16 protein-coding genes are annotated in these 16,424 nt (G+C 74.8%); 7 read left to right on the forward strand and 9 right to left on the reverse strand.

The features are described from left to right. Nucleotides 1-77 precede the first annotated feature (77 nt). From NFX44_RS01225 to NFX44_RS01255, 7 genes are read left to right on the forward strand one after another with little or no spacing between them, the layout of a single operon-like run. Complete coding sequence (locus NFX44_RS01225) at nucleotides 78-926, forward strand: MurR/RpiR family transcriptional regulator (RefSeq protein ID WP_262281586.1); 849 nt, start codon at nucleotides 78-80, stop codon at nucleotides 924-926. A gap of 12 nt (nucleotides 927-938) precedes the next feature. After that, the gene (gene hutU / locus NFX44_RS01230; protein ID WP_262281587.1) at nucleotides 939-2,594 is read left to right on the forward strand and encodes a urocanate hydratase; all 1,656 of its coding nucleotides are present in this window, start codon (nucleotides 939-941) and stop codon (nucleotides 2,592-2,594) included. Nucleotides 2,595-2,649: 55 nt separating this feature from the next. Beyond that, entirely contained in the window at nucleotides 2,650-3,849 is a 1,200-nt protein-coding gene (locus tag NFX44_RS01235; RefSeq protein ID WP_262281588.1) for an allantoate amidohydrolase, read from the forward strand. Next, nucleotides 3,846-5,198, forward strand: a complete 1,353-nt coding sequence (locus NFX44_RS01240; protein WP_262281986.1) for a formimidoylglutamate deiminase — start codon at nucleotides 3,846-3,848, stop codon at nucleotides 5,196-5,198. Before NFX44_RS01235 ends, NFX44_RS01240 begins: the two co-directional genes overlap by 4 nt. Next, nucleotides 5,195-6,460: an imidazolonepropionase gene (gene hutI, locus NFX44_RS01245; RefSeq protein ID WP_262281589.1), complete on the forward strand. Its 1,266-nt coding sequence runs from the start codon at nucleotides 5,195-5,197 to the stop codon at nucleotides 6,458-6,460. Before NFX44_RS01240 ends, hutI begins: the two co-directional genes overlap by 4 nt. Beyond that, nucleotides 6,448-7,986: a histidine ammonia-lyase gene (gene hutH, locus NFX44_RS01250; protein ID WP_262281590.1), complete on the forward strand. Its 1,539-nt coding sequence runs from the start codon at nucleotides 6,448-6,450 to the stop codon at nucleotides 7,984-7,986. The genes hutI and hutH overlap by 13 nt, the downstream gene beginning before the upstream one ends. Before the next feature lie 27 nt (nucleotides 7,987-8,013). Further along, complete coding sequence (locus tag NFX44_RS01255; RefSeq protein WP_262281591.1) at nucleotides 8,014-9,243, forward strand: hypothetical protein; 1,230 nt, start codon at nucleotides 8,014-8,016, stop codon at nucleotides 9,241-9,243. 8 nt (nucleotides 9,244-9,251) lie between these two features. Here the strand turns inward: NFX44_RS01255 and rdgB are convergent, their stop codons facing one another. From rdgB to NFX44_RS01300, 9 genes are all read right to left on the reverse strand, one after another. After that, complete coding sequence (gene rdgB / locus NFX44_RS01260; protein ID WP_262281592.1) at nucleotides 9,252-9,869, reverse strand: RdgB/HAM1 family non-canonical purine NTP pyrophosphatase; 618 nt, start codon at nucleotides 9,867-9,869, stop codon at nucleotides 9,252-9,254. Between the two features lie 31 nt (nucleotides 9,870-9,900). Continuing rightward, nucleotides 9,901-10,626 carry a ribonuclease PH gene (gene rph / locus NFX44_RS01265; protein ID WP_262281593.1) on the reverse strand — a complete coding sequence of 242 codons (726 nt, stop codon included), beginning with the start codon at nucleotides 10,624-10,626 and terminating at the stop codon, nucleotides 9,901-9,903. Between the two features lie 212 nt (nucleotides 10,627-10,838). Next, nucleotides 10,839-11,585, reverse strand: coding sequence for an MBL fold metallo-hydrolase (locus NFX44_RS01270; RefSeq protein WP_262281594.1), 747 nt, complete (start codon nucleotides 11,583-11,585; stop codon nucleotides 10,839-10,841). A 225-nt stretch (nucleotides 11,586-11,810) separates the two neighbouring features. Then, nucleotides 11,811-12,776: a PLP-dependent cysteine synthase family protein gene (locus NFX44_RS01275; protein WP_262281595.1), complete on the reverse strand. Its 966-nt coding sequence runs from the start codon at nucleotides 12,774-12,776 to the stop codon at nucleotides 11,811-11,813. Nucleotides 12,777-12,787: 11 nt separating this feature from the next. Continuing rightward, entirely contained in the window at nucleotides 12,788-13,156 is a 369-nt protein-coding gene (locus NFX44_RS01280; RefSeq protein ID WP_262281596.1) for a MoaD family protein, read from the reverse strand. A gap of 71 nt (nucleotides 13,157-13,227) precedes the next feature. Continuing rightward, the gene (locus NFX44_RS01285) at nucleotides 13,228-13,713 is read right to left on the reverse strand and encodes a Mov34/MPN/PAD-1 family protein (RefSeq protein WP_154224998.1); all 486 of its coding nucleotides are present in this window, start codon (nucleotides 13,711-13,713) and stop codon (nucleotides 13,228-13,230) included. Between the two features lie 55 nt (nucleotides 13,714-13,768). Next, nucleotides 13,769-14,272, reverse strand: coding sequence for a DUF2017 domain-containing protein (locus NFX44_RS01290; RefSeq protein WP_262281597.1), 504 nt, complete (start codon nucleotides 14,270-14,272; stop codon nucleotides 13,769-13,771). Beyond that, nucleotides 14,269-14,559: an ATP-dependent Clp protease adapter ClpS gene (gene clpS / locus NFX44_RS01295; protein WP_091201734.1), complete on the reverse strand. Its 291-nt coding sequence runs from the start codon at nucleotides 14,557-14,559 to the stop codon at nucleotides 14,269-14,271. The genes NFX44_RS01290 and clpS overlap by 4 nt, the downstream gene beginning before the upstream one ends. A gap of 115 nt (nucleotides 14,560-14,674) precedes the next feature. Further along, nucleotides 14,675-16,240, reverse strand: a complete 1,566-nt coding sequence (locus NFX44_RS01300; RefSeq protein ID WP_262281598.1) for a hypothetical protein — start codon at nucleotides 16,238-16,240, stop codon at nucleotides 14,675-14,677. Between the last annotated feature and the right edge of the window lie 184 nt (nucleotides 16,241-16,424).

A 16,424-nucleotide genomic window follows, 5' to 3' on the forward strand; every position in this document is an offset into this window, starting at 1 on the left:
CCGGCTCGTCCTCCGGTCGCCGCACGCCCACCGGCTGAAGGTTGCGTTGTGAAAGTTTTCATGCATAGAGTCAGGCCGTGAATGAAAGCGGTGCGGCACCCACCGACCGCCTGCTCGACCTCTTCCACGGCGTCCGGCTCACCCCGACCCAGCGCCGCATCGCGCACTGCCTGGTCCAGCAGGCGGGCGCGGCGGCGTACCTGTCCGCGGCGGAGGTGGCCGAGCTGGCCGGGGTCAGCCAGCCGTCGGTGACCCGGTTCGCCATGGCGCTCGGGCACGACGGCTACCCCGCGCTGCGCCGCCGGCTGCGCGAGCTGACCGCCACCGGCGCCGCCGACCCGGCCGAGGCCGGCAACGCCCTCCAGCGGGCGGTCCACGCCGAGATGGGCAACCTCGACCGGCTCGCCGCGCAGCTCGCCGACGCCGGCCGGATCGCCGAGGTGGGCAAGCTCCTCGCGGCCAGCCGCCCGCTGCCGGTGCTCGGTCTGCGCGCCGCCGCGCCGCTCGCGGCGTACTTCGCGTACTTCGCCGCGAAGGTGCACCCGGACGTGCGGGTCGTCGACGACGGCGGCAGCCTCCTGGCCGACCGGCTCGAACAGGCCGCGGCGGCCGGGGCGCGCGCGCTGCTCGCCTTCGTGCTGCCCCGCTACCCCCGGGAGACCCTGGACGCGCTGCGCGAGGCCCGGGACGCCGGGCTGACCGTCGTGGCCATCACCGACTCCCCGGTGAGCCCGGCCACCGACCACGCCGACGTGGTGCTCCCCGCCGCCGTCGGCACCGACCTGGTCTTCGACCTGCACACCGCCCCGATGACCCTGGCCATGGTGGTGCTCCAGGCGATCTGCGACGCCACACCCGCCGAAACCCAGGCCCGACTCGAGGCGTTCGAGTCGTCCGCCACCCGTCGTCAGTTGTTCCTCGGCTGAGAGGAGTACGAGATGCACCAGCCCGTCCGCGCCGCCCGCGGCACCGCACGCACCGCGAAGGGGTGGCCCCAGGAGGCCGCGCTGCGGATGCTGATGAACAACCTCGACCCGGAGGTGGCCGAGCGCCCCGAGGACCTGGTGGTCTACGGCGGCACCGGCAAGGCGGCCCGGGACTGGCCGTCGTACCACGCGCTGGTCCGGACGCTGACCGACCTGCGCGACGACGAGACCATGCTGGTGCAGTCGGGCCGCCCGGTCGGCGTCATGCGCACCCACGAGTGGGCGCCCCGGGTGCTGCTGGCCAATTCCAACCTGGTCGGCGACTGGGCCACCTGGCCGGAGTTCCGCCGGCTCGAAGCGCTCGGCCTGACCATGTACGGGCAGATGACCGCCGGCTCGTGGATCTACATCGGCACCCAGGGCATCCTCCAGGGCACCTACGAGACGTTCGCGGCGGTGGCCGAGAAGCGGTTCGGCGGCACCCTGGCCGGGACGCTGACGCTGACCGCCGGCTGCGGCGGGATGGGCGGGGCGCAGCCCCTGGCGGTCACCATGAACGGCGGCGCCTGCCTGATCGTCGACGTGGACCGCAGCCGGCTGGAGCGCCGGGCGCGCGACCGCTACCTGGACGAGATCGCCGACAACCTGGACGACGCCGTCGCGCGGGTGCTCGCCGCGAAGCGCGAGCGCCGGGCGCTGAGCGTCGGCGTGGTCGGCAACGCCGCGGTCGTCTTCCCCGAACTGCTGGTCCGGGGCGTCGAGATCGACGTGGTGACCGATCAGACCAGCGCGCACGACCCGCTGTCGTACCTGCCGGTGGGGGTGGAGCTGGCCGACGCCCGGGACTACGCGGCGACGAAGCCGGCGGAGTTCACCGACCGGGCCCGGGCGTCGATGGCCCGGCACGTGGCGGCGATGGTCGGCTTCCTGGACGCCGGCGCCGAGGTCTTCGACTACGGCAACTCCATCCGCGGCGAGGCGAAGCTCGCCGGCTACGAGCGGGCCTTCGACTTCCCCGGCTTCGTGCCGGCCTACATCCGGCCGCTGTTCTGCGAGGGCAAGGGCCCGTTCCGCTGGGCCGCGCTCTCCGGTGACCCGAAGGACATCGCGGCCACCGACCGGGCCATCCTCGACCTGTTCCCCGAGAACGAGTCCCTGGCCCGCTGGATCCGGATGGCCGGCGAGCGGGTCGCCTTCCAGGGCCTGCCGGCCCGGATCTGCTGGCTCGGCTACGGCGAGCGGGACAAGGCCGGGGTGCGGTTCAACGAGATGGTCGCGTCCGGGGAGCTGAGCGCGCCCGTGGTGATCGGCCGGGACCACCTGGACTGCGGCAGCGTGGCCAGCCCCTACCGGGAGACCGAGGCGATGGCCGACGGCTCCGACGCGATCGCCGACTGGCCGCTGCTCAACGCGCTGGTCAACACCGCCAGCGGGGCGTCCTGGGTGTCGATCCACCACGGCGGCGGCGTGGGCATCGGCCGGTCCATCCACGCCGGGCAGGTCTGCGTGGCCGACGGCACCGCCCTGGCCGGGCAGAAGATCGAGCGGGTGCTCACCAACGACCCGGCCATGGGCGTCATCCGGCACGTCGACGCCGGCTACGACGACGCCCGCGAGGTCGCCGCCCGCACCGGTGTCCGGGTGCCCATGGCGGAGGGCACGGCGTGAGCGCGAGGGGCGCGGCGCAGCGGAGCCCCGCAGTCGCGAACAACCGAGGTGCCGCGTGAGCGATCTCGCCGTCCGGTTCCGCAAGCTGTGGGACGAGATCGCGCCCGTCGGGCGGGACGCGGGCAGCGGCGGCTACCTGCGCTACGCGCTCACCGAGCCGGAGCTCGCCCTGCGCGGCTGGTTCCGCGACCAGGCCGGGCAGCGGGGCATGCCGGTCACCGAGGACGGCAACGGCAACCTGTTCGCCTGGTGGGGCGACCCGGCCGCCGGGGACGCGGTGCTCACCGGCAGCCACTTCGACTCGGTGCCGCACGGCGGGGCGTACGACGGGCCGCTCGGCATCGTCAGCGCGCTCCTGGCCGTGGACGAGCTGCGGGCCGCCGGGGTCGCCCCGGCCCGGCCGGTGGCGGTGGCCGCGTTCGTGGAGGAGGAGGGCGGCCGGTTCGGCGTACCCTGCCTGGGGTCGCGGCTGCTCACCGGGGAGATCCCGGTGGAGCGCGCGGCCGGGCTGCGCGACGCGGCCGGGGTCAGCTTCGCCGAGGCGCTGGGCGACCGGCCGGCGGGCGCCGACCCGGGTCTGCTCGGCCGCTTCGCGTCCTTCGTGGAGCTGCACGTCGAGCAGGGCCGCGCGCTTGTCGACCTGGGCGCGCCGGTCGCGGTGGCCAGCGCCATCTGGCCGCACGGCCGCTGGCGCCTCGACTTCGCCGGTGAGGGCAACCACGCGGGTACGACCCGGATGGCCGACCGCCGCGACCCGATGCTCACCTACGCGTTCACCGTGCTCGCGGCGAACAAGGAGGCCCGGCTGCGCGACGCGCACGCCACCGTCGGCCGGGTGGCCGTCGAGCCGAACGCCACCAACGCCATCCCGTCGAAGGTGACCGGCTGGCTGGACGCCCGGGCGGCCGAGCCGGAGACGCTGCACGGCCTGGTCGAGGCGGTCCGGGCCAAGGCCGCGGAGCGGGCGAAGCGGGACGGCACCGAGCTGACCTGCACCGAGGAGTCGGCCACCCCGCTGGTGGCCTTCGACGGCGGGCTCGCCGGCCGGCTGGCCGCGCTGCTCGACGCGCCGGTGCTGCCCACCGGGGCCGGGCACGACGCCGGGGTGCTGGCCGCGCACCTGCCGACCGCGATGCTCTTCGTGCGCAACCCGACCGGGGTGTCGCACTCCCCCGCCGAGTCCGCCACCGACGCCGACTGCGCGGCCGGGGTGACGGCCCTGGCCCGGGTGCTGGAGGAGCTGGCATGCCGCTGACCCGCTGGCTGGCCGAGTACGCCTGGCTGCCCGACCACGCCGAGCCCACCCCCGACGTGCTGATCGAGGCCGAGGCCGGGCGGATCGCCGCGGTCACCCCGCTGGTCGGCGGTGGCGCGGCCCCCGCCGGGGTCGAGGTGCTCGGCGACGCGGTACGCCTGCCCGGGCTCACCCTGCCCGGCCTGGCCAACGCCCACTCGCACGCCTTCCACCGGGCGCTGCGCGGGCGCACCCACGGCGGGCGGGGCGACTTCTGGAGCTGGCGGGACGTCATGTACGACGTCGCGGCCCGGCTCGACCCCGACTCGTACCTGGCCCTGGCCCGGGCCGCGTACGCGGAGATGGCCCTCGCGGGGATCACCTGCGTGGGCGAGTTCCACTACCTGCACCACGGCCCGGAGGGCCGGCCGTACGCCGACCCGAACGCCATGTCCGCCGCGCTGGTCGAGGCCGCCGCGCACGCCGGGATCCGGCTCACCCTGCTGGACACCGCGTACCTGACCGCGAGCGTGGACGGCGCGGAGCTGGTCGGGACGCAGCGCCGGTTCGGTGACGGCGACGCGCTGCGCTGGGTCGAGCGGGTCGACGCGTTCCGCCCCGAGAACGACCACGCCCGGCGGGGCGCGGCCATCCACTCGGTCCGCGCGGTGCCCGCCGAGCAGCTCGCCACCGTGGCCGGCTGGGCCGACCGCAACGGCGTGCCGCTGCACGTGCACCTCTCCGAGCAGCCGGCCGAGAACGACGCCTGCCGGGCGGTGCACGGCTGCACACCGACCCGGCTGCTGGCCGACCACGGGGTGCTCGGCCCGCACACCACGGCGGTGCACGCCACCCACCCGACCAGCGCCGACGTCGCGCTGCTCGGGGACAGCCGGACCGGGGTGTGCCTCTGCCCCACCACCGAGCGGGACCTGGCCGACGGGATCGGGCCGGCCCGGCGGATGGCCGAGGCGGGCAGCCCGGTCAGCCTGGGCAGCGACAGCCACGCCGTGGTGGACCTCTTCGAGGAGGCCCGCGCCGTGGAGCTGGACGAGCGCCTGCGCACGCGCCGGCGGGGGCACTTCAGCGCCGCCGAGCTGGTCACCGCGGCCACCGTCGCCGGGCACGCCGCGCTCGGCTGGGGCGACGCGGGCCGGCTGTCCGCCGGCGACCGGGCCGACCTCGTGACGGTACGGCTGGACAGCGCCCGTACCGCCGGCGTGCCGCCGGTCGGCGCGTTCTTCGCGGCCACCGCCGCCGACGTGACCCACGTGGTGGTGGACGGGCGGACGGTCGTGGCCGACGGCCGGCACCGGACCGTGGACGTGCCCGCCGAGCTGCGGGACGCCATCCGGGAGGTGACGTCATGAGCCCGGGCGACCGACCGGTGCGGCCGGGCGACCCGGTGCGGCCGGCGCCGCGGAACAGCGGCAGCCTGCTGGTCGACAACATCGGGGAACTGGTCACCAACGACACCGGCGGCGAGGGCGGGCCGCTCGGCATCCGCCGGGACGCCGCCGTGCTGGTCGAGGACGGGCAGGTGGCCTGGATCGGCCCGGCCCGGTACGCGCCGGCCGCCGACCGGCGGATCGACGCCGAGGGCGCTGCCGTGCTGCCCGGCTTCGTGGACAGCCACGCCCACCTGGTCTTCGCGGGGGACCGGGCCGCCGAGTTCGCCGCCCGGATGGCCGGCGAGCCCTACACCGGGGGCGGCATCCGGACCACCGTGGGCGCCACCCGGGCCGCCTCCGACGACCAGCTGCGGGACACCGTCCGGCGGCTGCGCGACGAGGCCATGCGGCAGGGCACCACCACGATCGAGATCAAGAGCGGGTACGGGCTGACCGTCGCCGACGAGGCCCGCTCGCTGCGGGTCGCCGCCGAGTTCACCGAGGACACCACGTTCCTCGGCGCGCACGTGGTCCCCGCCGAGTACGCCGACCGCCCCGACGAGTACGTGGGCCTGGTGTGCGGGCCGATGCTCGCCGCCGCCGCGCCGTACGCCCGCTGGATCGACGTGTTCTGCGAGCGGGGCGCCTTCGACGTGGACCACGCCCGGGCGATCCTCGCCTGCGGGCAGGCCGCCGGGCTGGGGGTGCGGGTGCACGCCAACCAGCTCGGTCCCGGGCCGGGCGTCCAGCTCGGGGTGGAACTGGGTGCGGCCAGCGTGGACCACTGCACGCACCTGACCGACGCCGACGTCGACGCGCTCGCGTCAACCGGCACGACGTGGGTCTCCGGCTTCGAGCCGACCACCGTCGCCACCCTGCTGCCGGGGGCCGAGTTCTCCACCCGGTCGCCGTACCCGGACGCGCGCCGGCTGCTCGACGCGGGCGCCGCCGTGGCGCTGGCCACCGACTGCAACCCCGGGTCGTCGTACACGTCGTCCATGCCGTTCTGCGTCGCCCTCGCCGTCCGCGAGATGCGGATGACCCCGGCGGAGGCGGTGTGGGCCGCGACGGCCGGCGGGGCGGCGGCGCTGCGCCGCGACGACGTGGGACGGCTCGCGCGGGGCGCGCGGGCCGACCTGATGATCCTCGACGCCCCGTCCCACCTGCACCTGGCCTACCGGCCCGGTGTCCCGCTGATCCGCCAGGTTCTGCACAACGGAGTGCCGCAATGTCGACCGTAGTCATCCAGCCCACCGGGATCTCCCCCGCCGACGTGCTCGCCGTGGCCCGTGGCACCGCCAAGGTCGTCCTCGACCCCGCCACGGTGGCGGCGATGGCCACCAGCCGGTCCATCGTGGACGGCATCGAGGCCGCCGGCCGGCCCGTCTACGGCGTGTCCACCGGATTCGGGGCGCTCGCCAACACGTTCGTCGCGCCCGAGCGGCGGGCCGAGCTCCAGCACGCGCTGATCCGCTCGCACGCCGCCGGGGTGGGCGCGCCGATGCCCCGGGAGGTGGTCCGCGCCATGATGCTGCTGCGGGTGCGCTCCCTCGCCCTCGGCCGCTCCGGGGTCCGCCCGCTGGTCGCCGAGGCCCTGGTGGACCTGCTCAACCACGAGGTGACCCCGTGGGTGCCGGAGCACGGCTCGCTCGGCGCCTCCGGCGACCTGGCGCCCCTCGCGCACTGCGCGCTGGTGCTGCTGGGTGAGGGCTGGGTGCTCGGCCCGGCGGGCGACCGCATCCCGGCCGGCGACGCGCTGCGCCGGGTCGGGCTGGAGCCGGTGGAGCTGGCCGCCAAGGAGGGGCTGGCGCTGATCAACGGCACCGACGGCATGCTCGGCATGCTGCTCCTGGCCGTCCACGACGCCCGCCACCTGTTCGCCATGGCCGACGTGACCGCCGCGCTGGCCATCGAGGCGATGCTCGGCTCGGAGCGGCCGTTCCTGCCCGAGCTGCACGCCATCCGGCCGCACCCCGGCCAGGCCGCCTCGGCCGCCAACATCCACAAGCTGCTGCAGAACTCGGCCGTGATGGACTCGCACCGCGACGACCTGGCGCACGCGGTGCAGGACGCCTACTCGATGCGCTGCGCGCCGCAGGTGGCCGGCGCCGCCCGGGACACCCTCGACTTCGTCGAGGTGGTGGCCGGGCGGGAGCTGCTCTCGGTGGTGGACAACCCGGTCGTGCTGCCGGACGGGCGGGTCGAGTCGACCGGCAACTTCCACGGCGCGCCACTCGGCTTCGCCGCCGACTACCTGGCCATCGCCGCGTCCGAGGTGGGCGCGATCGCCGAGCGCCGGGTGGACCGGCTGCTCGACGTCACCCGCTCCCGGGAGCTGCCGGCGTTCCTCTCCCCCGACGCCGGGGTCAACTCCGGTCTGATGATCGCCCAGTACACGGCCGCCGGGATCGTCGCGGAGAACCGCCGGCTCGCCGCACCCGCCTCGGTCGACTCGCTGCCCACCAGCGGCATGCAGGAGGACCACGTCTCGATGGGCTGGGCGGCCACCAAGAAGCTGCGCACCGTGCTGGACAACCTGACCAGCCTGCTCGCGGTCGAGCTGCTGGCCGCCGTGCGCGGGCTCCAGCTCCGCGCCCCGCTGACCCCGTCACCGGCCGGCCGGGCCGCGGTGGCCGCGCTCGGCGAGGCGATCGGCGAGCCGGGGCCGGACGTGTTCCTCGCCCCGCTCATGGAGGCGGCGCGGGACGTGGTGGGCGGCCCCGCGCTGCGCGCCGCCATCGAGCGCGAGGTCGGCCCGCTGGGCTGACCGCCGCGGCTGCTAGCGTTCGCCGCCGTGACCCACGACGACACCGCGCCGGCGCTCGGCGAGATCCGGGCCTTCGTACGCCAGCAGGTGGCGCTGGCCGAGCTGCCCGCCGCCGCCATCGTCACCGAGACGGTCGAGTACCTGCACGGCGAGGCCGAGGAGGACCGGGTCGCGGAGTTGGCCTGGGCGGTGGTCGCCGAGGAGCTGGCCGCGCACCTGGCGGACCAGGAGACCTGGCCGGAGGTGACCGACAGCGACCGGCTCACCACCGCCTTCCGGGCGCTCGACGCCGCCGGGATCGTGGCCCGGGAGAGCTTCACCTGCTGCCAGAACTGCGGCGCCGAGGAGATCGGTGGCGAGGCGCGGCGGGGCCTGAAGCCGCGCGGCTACACCTTCTACCACCGGCAGGACGCCGAACGTGGCGTCGACGGCTCGGGGGTGTGGCTCGCGTACGGGTCGTTCGAGGGGGCCTCGGCAGCGGAGATCGGCGGGGAGGTGGCAGCTGCGCTCCGGTCCACGGGGCTGACCGTCAACTGGGACGGGGAGGTCGGCCGACGCATCCACGTGCCGCTGCGGTGGCGGCGGCGCCGGGCCGGCCGGCTCGCCGCCGTACCCGCCGCCGTGGCGGACGACGCCGACGTCGACGTGGAGTTGCTCGGCACGTGGACCGGTGTGCACGCTCCGGTGGAGGGGCCGGGGCGGGCCAGCCGATTCACCGCCCTGCACCTGCCGTGGCTGCCGGCCACCGTCCCGGTCCGCCTGCGGTGGGAGGGTCGCGCGGTGGAGGTCCGGCGCAGCGGCGACGCGTTGGTCGGCACGTACGACGACCCGGACGTGCCGGAGCTGACCGTGGGCCGGCACGACGGCCTGACGCTGGTCCGGGCGCTACGCGGCCTGCCCCCGGCCGGCGAGCCGGTGCCCGCCCCGGCCGGCTACGTCGAGGTCACCGGCGACCACACGAGGGGCTCGGACCGGGACGTGCCGATGGAGCTGGCCGAGCTGCTGGCCCGGGTTCGGGCCCTGCGCCCGTCCAGCTACGACTTCCTGACCTGCGTGGGCCGCTCCGGCGGCTGCGTACAGACCGCCTGGCAGCCCGGCGGCCTCTGGGTGGAGCACCTGGACACCGGGGCGGCCGTCTCGGTGGGCCGGTACGCCACCCTGGCCGAGGTGGAGCGGGTGCTCACGGCGCTGTCGGTGGAGGACCGGGTGGCCGTACGCGAGCTGGGCGGTGAGCTGACGACGCTGCACCACCGCTGAGCGGTCGGTCAGGCGGCCGGCGGGAGCACCTTGGCGACCAGCTTTGCCAGCTCGCGCAGCGCCTTCCCGCGGTGGCTGACCGCGTCCTTCTCCTCCGGGGTCAGCTCCGCGTTGGTCCGCTCCTGCCCGTCGCCCAGGAAGATCGGGTCGTAGCCGAAGCCGCCGTCGCCGCGCGGGGCGCGCAGCAGGCGGCCCGGCTGCCGGCCGTCGACCAGGTGCTCCTTGCCGCTGGGCAGGACCAGCGCCACCGTGCAGACGAAGGCGGCACCCCGGTGCTCGTCCGGCAGGTCGGCGATCTGGTCCAGCACGAGCTGCAGGTTGGCGTGGTCGTCTCCGTGCGAACCGGCCCAACGCGCGCTGAACACGCCCGGCATGCCGTTCAGCGCGTCCACCGCCAGACCGGAGTCGTCGGCGATGGTCGGCAGGCCGGTCCGCCGGCAGCCCTCCCGGGCCTTGATGAGCGCGTTCTCGCCGAAGGTCAGGCCCGACTCGGGCAGCTCCGGGTATTCCTCGACGTCGTCGAGGCCGAGCAGGGCGATCCGGTGGGCGCCGAGCGCGCCGTCGAGGATCCGCTGCAGCTCGACGAGCTTCTTCCGGTTGCGGGTGGCCAGGAGCACCGTGTTCATGTTCAACGCCTTCCGCTGCGCGTCCGGTTCATCAGTTCAGCGCCTTCCGCTGCGCGTCGGCCAGGTCCAGGCAGCCCGCCACGCCCAGGTCGAGCAGGGCGTCCAGCTGCTCCCGGGCGAAGACGCCGGCCTCGCCCGTCCCCTGCACCTCGACGAAGTCACCCGTCCCGGTGCAGACCACGTTCATGTCGACCTCGGCCGCCACGTCCTCCTCGTAGCAGAGGTCCAGTCGCGGCTCGCCGGCGATGATGCCGACGCTGACCGCCGCCACCGACCGGTGCATGACCTTGTCGACCTTGCCGGCCAGGGCCTTCCGCTCGGCGAGCCAGGTCACCGCATCGTGCAGCGCCACGTACGCGCCCGTGATGGCCGCCGTCCGGGTGCCGCCGTCGGCCTGGAGCACGTCGCAGTCGAGCACCACCGAGTTCTCGCCGAGCGCCTTGAGGTCGACGCAGGCCCGCAGGCTGCGGCCGATGAGCCGGGAGATCTCGTGGGTCCGGCCGCCGACCCGCCCCTTGACGCTCTCCCGGTCCGAGCGGGTGTTCGTGGCCCGGGGCAGCATCGCGTACTCGGCGGTCACCCAGCCGAGCCCCGAGCCCTTGCGCCAGCGGGGCACGCCCTCGGTCACGCTGGCCGTGCAGAGCACCCGGGTCGCGCCGAACTCGACGAGCACCGAGCCCTCCGGGTGGGTGCTCCAGCCGCGGGTCAGGGTCACCGGTCGGAGTTGGTCGGGCCGCCGCCCGTCAGGTCGCGCCATGCCTGCACCCTATGCGGTGCCGTGATCGAACCGGCCCGCGGTCTCCCCACAGCACCGCTGCGTGGATGGCTGCAGAGCGAAGGCCGGTGCCAGCACCCTGCGGCCGGACCGGGCCGGACACGGGGTGTCACAGAGCGATCCAGACGAACAGCGGCTTGGGGATCACGTCCGCGGCGACGGCCGCCGGCAACGCGGCGCGCCGACCAGCGTGGTCAGACCTCGTAGGAGGCGCCGGCGCGGACCACCTCGAGCGGCCCGCTGTACGCCCCGGCCGCCGACTCCACCGTGTGCGACTCGCTGCCCCAGGCGGGGACGAGGTGGGTGAGCAGCAACCGGCCCACCCCCGCCTTGGTGGCCGCCTCGCCGGCCTCCCGGCCGGTCAGGTGCAGGTCCGGTGGGTTGTCCACCCCGTCCATGTAGCTGGCCTCGCAGAGGAACACGTCGGCGCCCTGGGCCAGGCGCAGCAGCGCGTCGCAGGCCGCGGTGTCCGCCGAGTAGCAGAACACCCGGCCGCCGTGCTCCAGCCGCACCCCGTACGTCTCGACCGGGTGGTTCATCCGGTCGACGGTGACGGTGAACGGGCCGATCGGGAAGGTGCCCGGCTGCAGGCCGTAGAACTGGTAGACGTCCTCCACCGAGCCCTCCTCCTGCCCGTACGCGCTGGCCAGCCGGTCGGGCGCGCCGGAGGGGGCGTACATGGGGAGGGCCGGGTACGGGCCGTCCGGCGCGTACCGGCGTACCACCACGTAGGACACCGCGTCGAACATGTGGTCGCAGTGCAGGTGGGTGAGGAGGATGGCGTCGGGGGCGTGCAGCCCGACGTAGCGCTGGAGCGTGGAGAGCGAACCCACCCCGAAGTCGATCAGGAGCCGGAACCCGTCGGCCTCCATGAGGTAGGCGGAGCAGGGAGACTCGGGCCCGGGGAAACTGCCCGCGCATCCCAGGACGGTCAGTCGCATCCGGTCGCCTCGATCTCACGCTCGGTAGTCGACACGCCGGCGGTCGCACCGCCGATGATCTCTACCGACGCGTTCGCCACGCTGCGCAGCCTACGCGTCGGCCCGGTCGGGCAAGAATCATCCGCCGGAAGTTGTCATCAACGTGACACCCGCACACGTACGGTCCCGGGAGGTAACGGTCGGTTCGGTCAGCGGCGCGCGCGGACCGAACCGACCGTCCAGCCGTCAGGCCCAGAGCTGCCCCTCCAGGGCGTCCTCGGCGTCCGCCAGGGTGCCGCCGTACGCCCCGGTCGACAGGTACTTCCAGCCGCCGTCGCAGACCACGAAGGCCACGTCGGCGCGGCGACCCTCCCGGACCGCCTCGTGCGCCACCGCGAGGGCGGCGTGCAGGATCGCCCCGGTGGAGAAGCCGGCGAAGATCCCCTCCACCTCGACGAGCTGCCGGGTCCGCAGCACCGCGTCCCGGGTGCCCACCGAGAAGCGCCGGGAGAGCACCGTGGCGTCGTACAGCTCGGGCACGTAGCCCTCGTCGATGTTGCGCAGCCCGTAGACCAGCTCGCCGTAGCGGGGCTCGGCCGCGACGACCTGGATGCCGTCTACCTTCTCCCGCAGGTAGCGCCCCGTGCCCATCAGCGTGCCGGTGGTGCCCAGGCCGGCCACGAAGTGGGTGATGGTCGGCAGGTCGTGCAGCAGCTCCGGCCCGGTCGTCTCGTAGTGCGCCCGCGCGTTCGCCTCGTTGCCGTACTGGTAGAGCATCACCCAGTCCGGGTGCTCGGCGGCGATCTGCTTGGCGGTGGCGACGGCCTGGTTCGAGCCGCCCGCCGCCGGCGAGAAGATGATCTCCGCGCCGTACATCCGGAGCAGCTGGACCCGCTCGGTGGAGACGTTCTCCGGCATCACGCAGACCAGCCGGTAGCCGCGCAGCTTGGCCACCATGGCCAGCGAGATGCCGGTGTTGCCGCTGGTCGGCTCCAGGATCGTGTCACCGGGACGGAGCCGGCCGGCCTCCTCGGCCGCGCGGACCATGAACAGGGCCGCCCGGTCCTTGATGCTGCCGGTCGGGTTCCGGTCCTCCAGCTTCGCCCACAGCCGCACCGGCGGCGCGCCGTCGGGGACCGTCGGCGAGAGCCGCGGCAGCCCGACCAGGGGCGTGCCGCCGCTGGCGTCCAGCAGGCTGTCGTACCGTGCCATGCCGCCCGCCCTCAGCGGCGCGCTGCGCGCACGACGCCGTGCTGCGCGATCGCCGCTGCCGCGGCACTGTGCTGCGCGATCGCCGCTGCCGCGGCGAAGCCGAACGCGCCACCGGCCACGGCCGGCAGGATGGTCACGCTGTCGCCGTCGTTGAGCTTGGCGTCGAGCGCGCCGAAGAAGCGGACGTCCTCGTCGTTGACGTAGACGTTGACGAACCGGTGCAGCGCGCCGGCGTCGGTGACCAGCCGGGCCCGCAGGCCGGCGTGCCGGGAGTCCAGGTCGGCGAGCAGGTCGCCCAGGGTGTCGCCGCTGCCCTCGACGACCTTCGCGCCGCCGGTGTAGCTGCGCAGGATGGTGGGGATGCGAACCTCGATGGCCATGATGTCTCGTGCTCCTTGTTCGGGTCGTGCCAGGTGACGGGAAGAAGAAAAGGTGTGCCGGCGCTGGAAGATCAGCGGTCGGAACACTCGTAGTCGACCGTCGCCGGGCTCTGCCCGAACATGTAGGACTGGACGGCGTGCGGGTCCACGGCAGCCACGATCTCGACCGGCTCCTCGGTGACCACGCCGTCGACGATCCGGAAGGAGCGGATCTCCTCGGTGTCGGGCTCGCGGGTCGAGACGAGCAGGTAGTGCGCCCCCGGCTCCCCGGCGAAGGACACGTCCGTGCGGGACGGGTAGGCCTCCGTCGCGGTGTGCGAGTGGTAGATGACGACCGGCTCCTCGTCGCGGTCGTCCATCTCCCGCCACACCCGCAACTGCTCCATCGAGTCGAACTCGTAGAAGGTCATGGAGCGGGCGGCGTTGTCCATCGGGATGTGCCGGGTCGGGGTGTCGCTGCCGACAGGACCGGCGACCACGCCGCACGCCTCGTCCGGGTGGTCCCGACGCGCGTGGGCCACGATCGCGTCGATGATCGACCGGTCGATGCTCAGCACGCCGCCAAGCCTAGCCTCTGGCCGTCCCGGCCCGCGAGGTGGCGACCGTCACCACTCAGTCGATCAGGGCGTTGAGCAGGGATTCCTGGAGATAACCCAGGTACGCGTAGACCGACAGTTGGAACACCCGCGACGAGGTGGGGTCCTCCGCGACCGCGTCGTCCAACTCCTCGCCCAGGTCGGTGCCGTCCTTGATCTCCAGCCGGACGCCCATGGCCAGCCGGGCGTCGTTGAGCGCGCGCAACCACGCCTCGGCCGCCTCGGCGTCGAGCCGCACCTCGCCGCCGGCCTCGCCGTCGGGCAGCGCGGCCAGGATCGCGCCGGCCTGGTCGATCTTGGCGGTCTTGAGGTCACCCTCGGTGTAGCGGCGGAACTCGGCGCTGCCCGCCGCGTCCTCCGGGTAGACCTCGGGGAAGAGCCGGCCGACCACCGGGTCGCCGTGGTCGAAGCCGTCGGTGAGCAGGCCGACCACCTCGGAGGCGACCTTGCGCAGCACCCGGACCTCGTCGACCGCGAAGATGGCCGCGTAGCGGTCGCCCTGCCGGCGGAACATGCTCATGACCGGTCCACCGTCGCCCAGAGGCCGTACGCGTGCAGTTGCGACGCGTCGTGCTCCATCCGCTCCCGGGCGCCGCTGGAGACGACCGCCTTGCCCTTGTGGTGCACGTCCAGCATGAGTTGCTCGGCCTTCTCCCGGCTGTATCCGAAGAGCTTCTGGAACACCCAGGTCACGTACGTCATGAGGTTGACCGGATCGTCCCAGACGATGGTCACCCATGGCCGGTCGGAGACCGGCACCTCGTCGGTGTCCGGCGTCTCGACCGGCGCAACCTGTGGAGCCGCCATGCCCCCCATCGTGCCACCGGATCCGGGGAACCGATGAACCGGAACGGCGCGGCGGTCGGGATCACCCGCCCGGGCCGCGTACGCCGACCGCGACGGCGGTGCGGCGGCCCCGGCCTCAGGCGAGGAGGATGCCGTGGTCGACAGCATCGGCGAGGACCGCGGCGAGCGAGAGGCGGATCACCTCGAAGCGACGGGACACCTGGCGGGAGAGCTCCAGCTCGACCTCGCGCAGCGCCCGCTGGGCCCAGGAGCGGGCCACGTTGGGGTCGGCGTTGCCGGGCAGCCGCCAGTGCTGCCAGCACCCGCCGTTGAGCGCCACCCCGACGGGCGGGAGCGCCTCGCCGCGCTCGGCGCCCGGATAGGCGGCCAGCGCGTCGAGGGCGCCGGCGCCGGCCAGCCCGGCCACCCCGGCGGTGCTCGTGACGAGGAGCACGCGGTCCAGCTCGTGGCCGTCCGGGTGGTCGGCCAGGCCCCAGCGGACGGCGTGCACGATCCGCCGGCGCACGCCCTCGGCGAGCGGCGCGCCGAAGACTCGGGCGGCCGCGTCGTCGACGATGCCGCGGACCGCCTCGTCGCACTGCGCGGTGGCGAGCAGCGACAACGCCTCCATCTCGCGGTCGAGCAGCTGCGGCAGGCCGGCGCAGCCGACCCCGAAGACGATCTCCTGCACCACGCGGAGGTGGATGTTGGCGAGCTCCAGGGCGAGGTGCTGGCGGATCCGCTGGGCACAGGAGCGGGCCTGGCGGTCGATCCGCTCGGTGAGGTCGGCCGGCTCGGCGCCGGCCACCACGGGCACCCGGCCGTGGGCGCCGGGCGGCTCCGGCGGGCGCGAGCTGGCCCGGCGCAGTCCCTCGTCGGCGGCCCAGCCGACCAGCGCGCGGCGCAGCACCGAGTGCTCGCCCTGGCGGGCCGGGAACCAGCGGGCCTGGGCGAGCGCGGGCACCGCGGCCAGCAGCGCGGCCCGGTGCGCCGCGACGGAGACCTCCACGGCGTCGTACCGGCGGGCGGCGGGGCCGGGCGGGCCGGACCGGCCGGCAGACGACCCGGACGCCCCCGTGTCCTCCGTCGTCGTGCCGTCCGCCGGCGCCGCCCAGCCGGCCACGCCGGGGGTGACGGCGAAGAACACCTCGACCCGGGTGCGCGCCACCTCGGCCAGCAGGTGCAGCTCGGCCGCGCTGAACGCCTGGTCGGCGGAGATGACGAAGAGCAGCGCCCCGGCCCGGCCCGCCGCGTCGAGCAGCACCCGGCCACCGGCCACCCCGAGGGCGCCGGTGTCCGGCGTGTCGAGCACGGTGAAGTGGCGCAGCAGCGGGTCCGGCAGGCTCAGCTCCACCCGGCGCGGCGGACGCGCGAGGGCCGGGCCGGCGGCGAGCGGGTCGGCCCGGTAGGAGTGCGGCTGGCGGTAGCCCGGCACGTAGGCGGCGCGGGTGGGCACCTTGGCGTGGTGGACGAGGAGGTGACTGCCGGCGGGGACGGCGAGCATGCCGGGATCCAGGTCGAGCAGGCCGGCGAGCAGCTCGCGGCGGCCGGCGCCGGCCGGACCGGTGACCACGACGCCCAGCGGCTCGTCCGGCCCCGGCTCGGTCACCCCGAGCCGGGTCGGCAGCGGGGCGCAGCGGGGTGGCTCGGCCAGCCCGCCCGGTTCGGGCACGTCGACCGAGGGGAGTGGACCCGGCTTCATCAGGCGGCCTCCCGGTCAGGCGACCGGGTGCGGTCCGGTCGCGTGGAAACTCCCCTGGCCACAGGGCGATATCGGAAGCCTACGGCTGTCGCCGATCCGACACCGAACACATTCGATACTCACGAGTAATCGCCAGATTACTCAACTTCGCAGCGTGACGGTATGCGCGCGCACGGAACACCAT

This window comes from Micromonospora sp. MA102, assembly GCF_025460765.1.
In the GTDB taxonomy this organism is placed as follows: Bacteria; Actinomycetota; Actinomycetes; order Mycobacteriales; family Micromonosporaceae; genus Micromonospora; species Micromonospora halotolerans.

Bases quoted from the DNA above. Each gene is read 5' to 3' on its own strand.
- hutU (WP_262281587.1), top strand. From the start codon at position 939: ATGCACCAGCCCGTCCGCGCCGCCCGCGGCACCGCACGCACCGCGAAG.
- hutI (WP_262281589.1), top strand. From the start codon at position 5,195: ATGAGCCCGGGCGACCGACCGGTGCGGCCGGGCGACCCGGTGCGGCCG.
- hutH (WP_262281590.1), top strand. From the start codon at position 6,448: ATGTCGACCGTAGTCATCCAGCCCACCGGGATCTCCCCCGCCGACGTG.
- rdgB (WP_262281592.1), bottom strand. From the start codon at position 9,869: ATGAACACGGTGCTCCTGGCCACCCGCAACCGGAAGAAGCTCGTCGAG.
- rph (WP_262281593.1), bottom strand. From the start codon at position 10,626: ATGGCGCGACCTGACGGGCGGCGGCCCGACCAACTCCGACCGGTGACC.
- NFX44_RS01270 (WP_262281594.1), bottom strand. From the start codon at position 11,585: ATGCGACTGACCGTCCTGGGATGCGCGGGCAGTTTCCCCGGGCCCGAG.
- NFX44_RS01275 (WP_262281595.1), bottom strand. From the start codon at position 12,776: ATGGCACGGTACGACAGCCTGCTGGACGCCAGCGGCGGCACGCCCCTG.
- NFX44_RS01280 (WP_262281596.1), bottom strand. From the start codon at position 13,156: ATGGCCATCGAGGTTCGCATCCCCACCATCCTGCGCAGCTACACCGGC.
- NFX44_RS01290 (WP_262281597.1), bottom strand. From the start codon at position 14,272: ATGAGCATGTTCCGCCGGCAGGGCGACCGCTACGCGGCCATCTTCGCG.
- clpS (WP_091201734.1), bottom strand. From the start codon at position 14,559: ATGGCGGCTCCACAGGTTGCGCCGGTCGAGACGCCGGACACCGACGAG.
- NFX44_RS01300 (WP_262281598.1), bottom strand. From the start codon at position 16,240: ATGAAGCCGGGTCCACTCCCCTCGGTCGACGTGCCCGAACCGGGCGGG.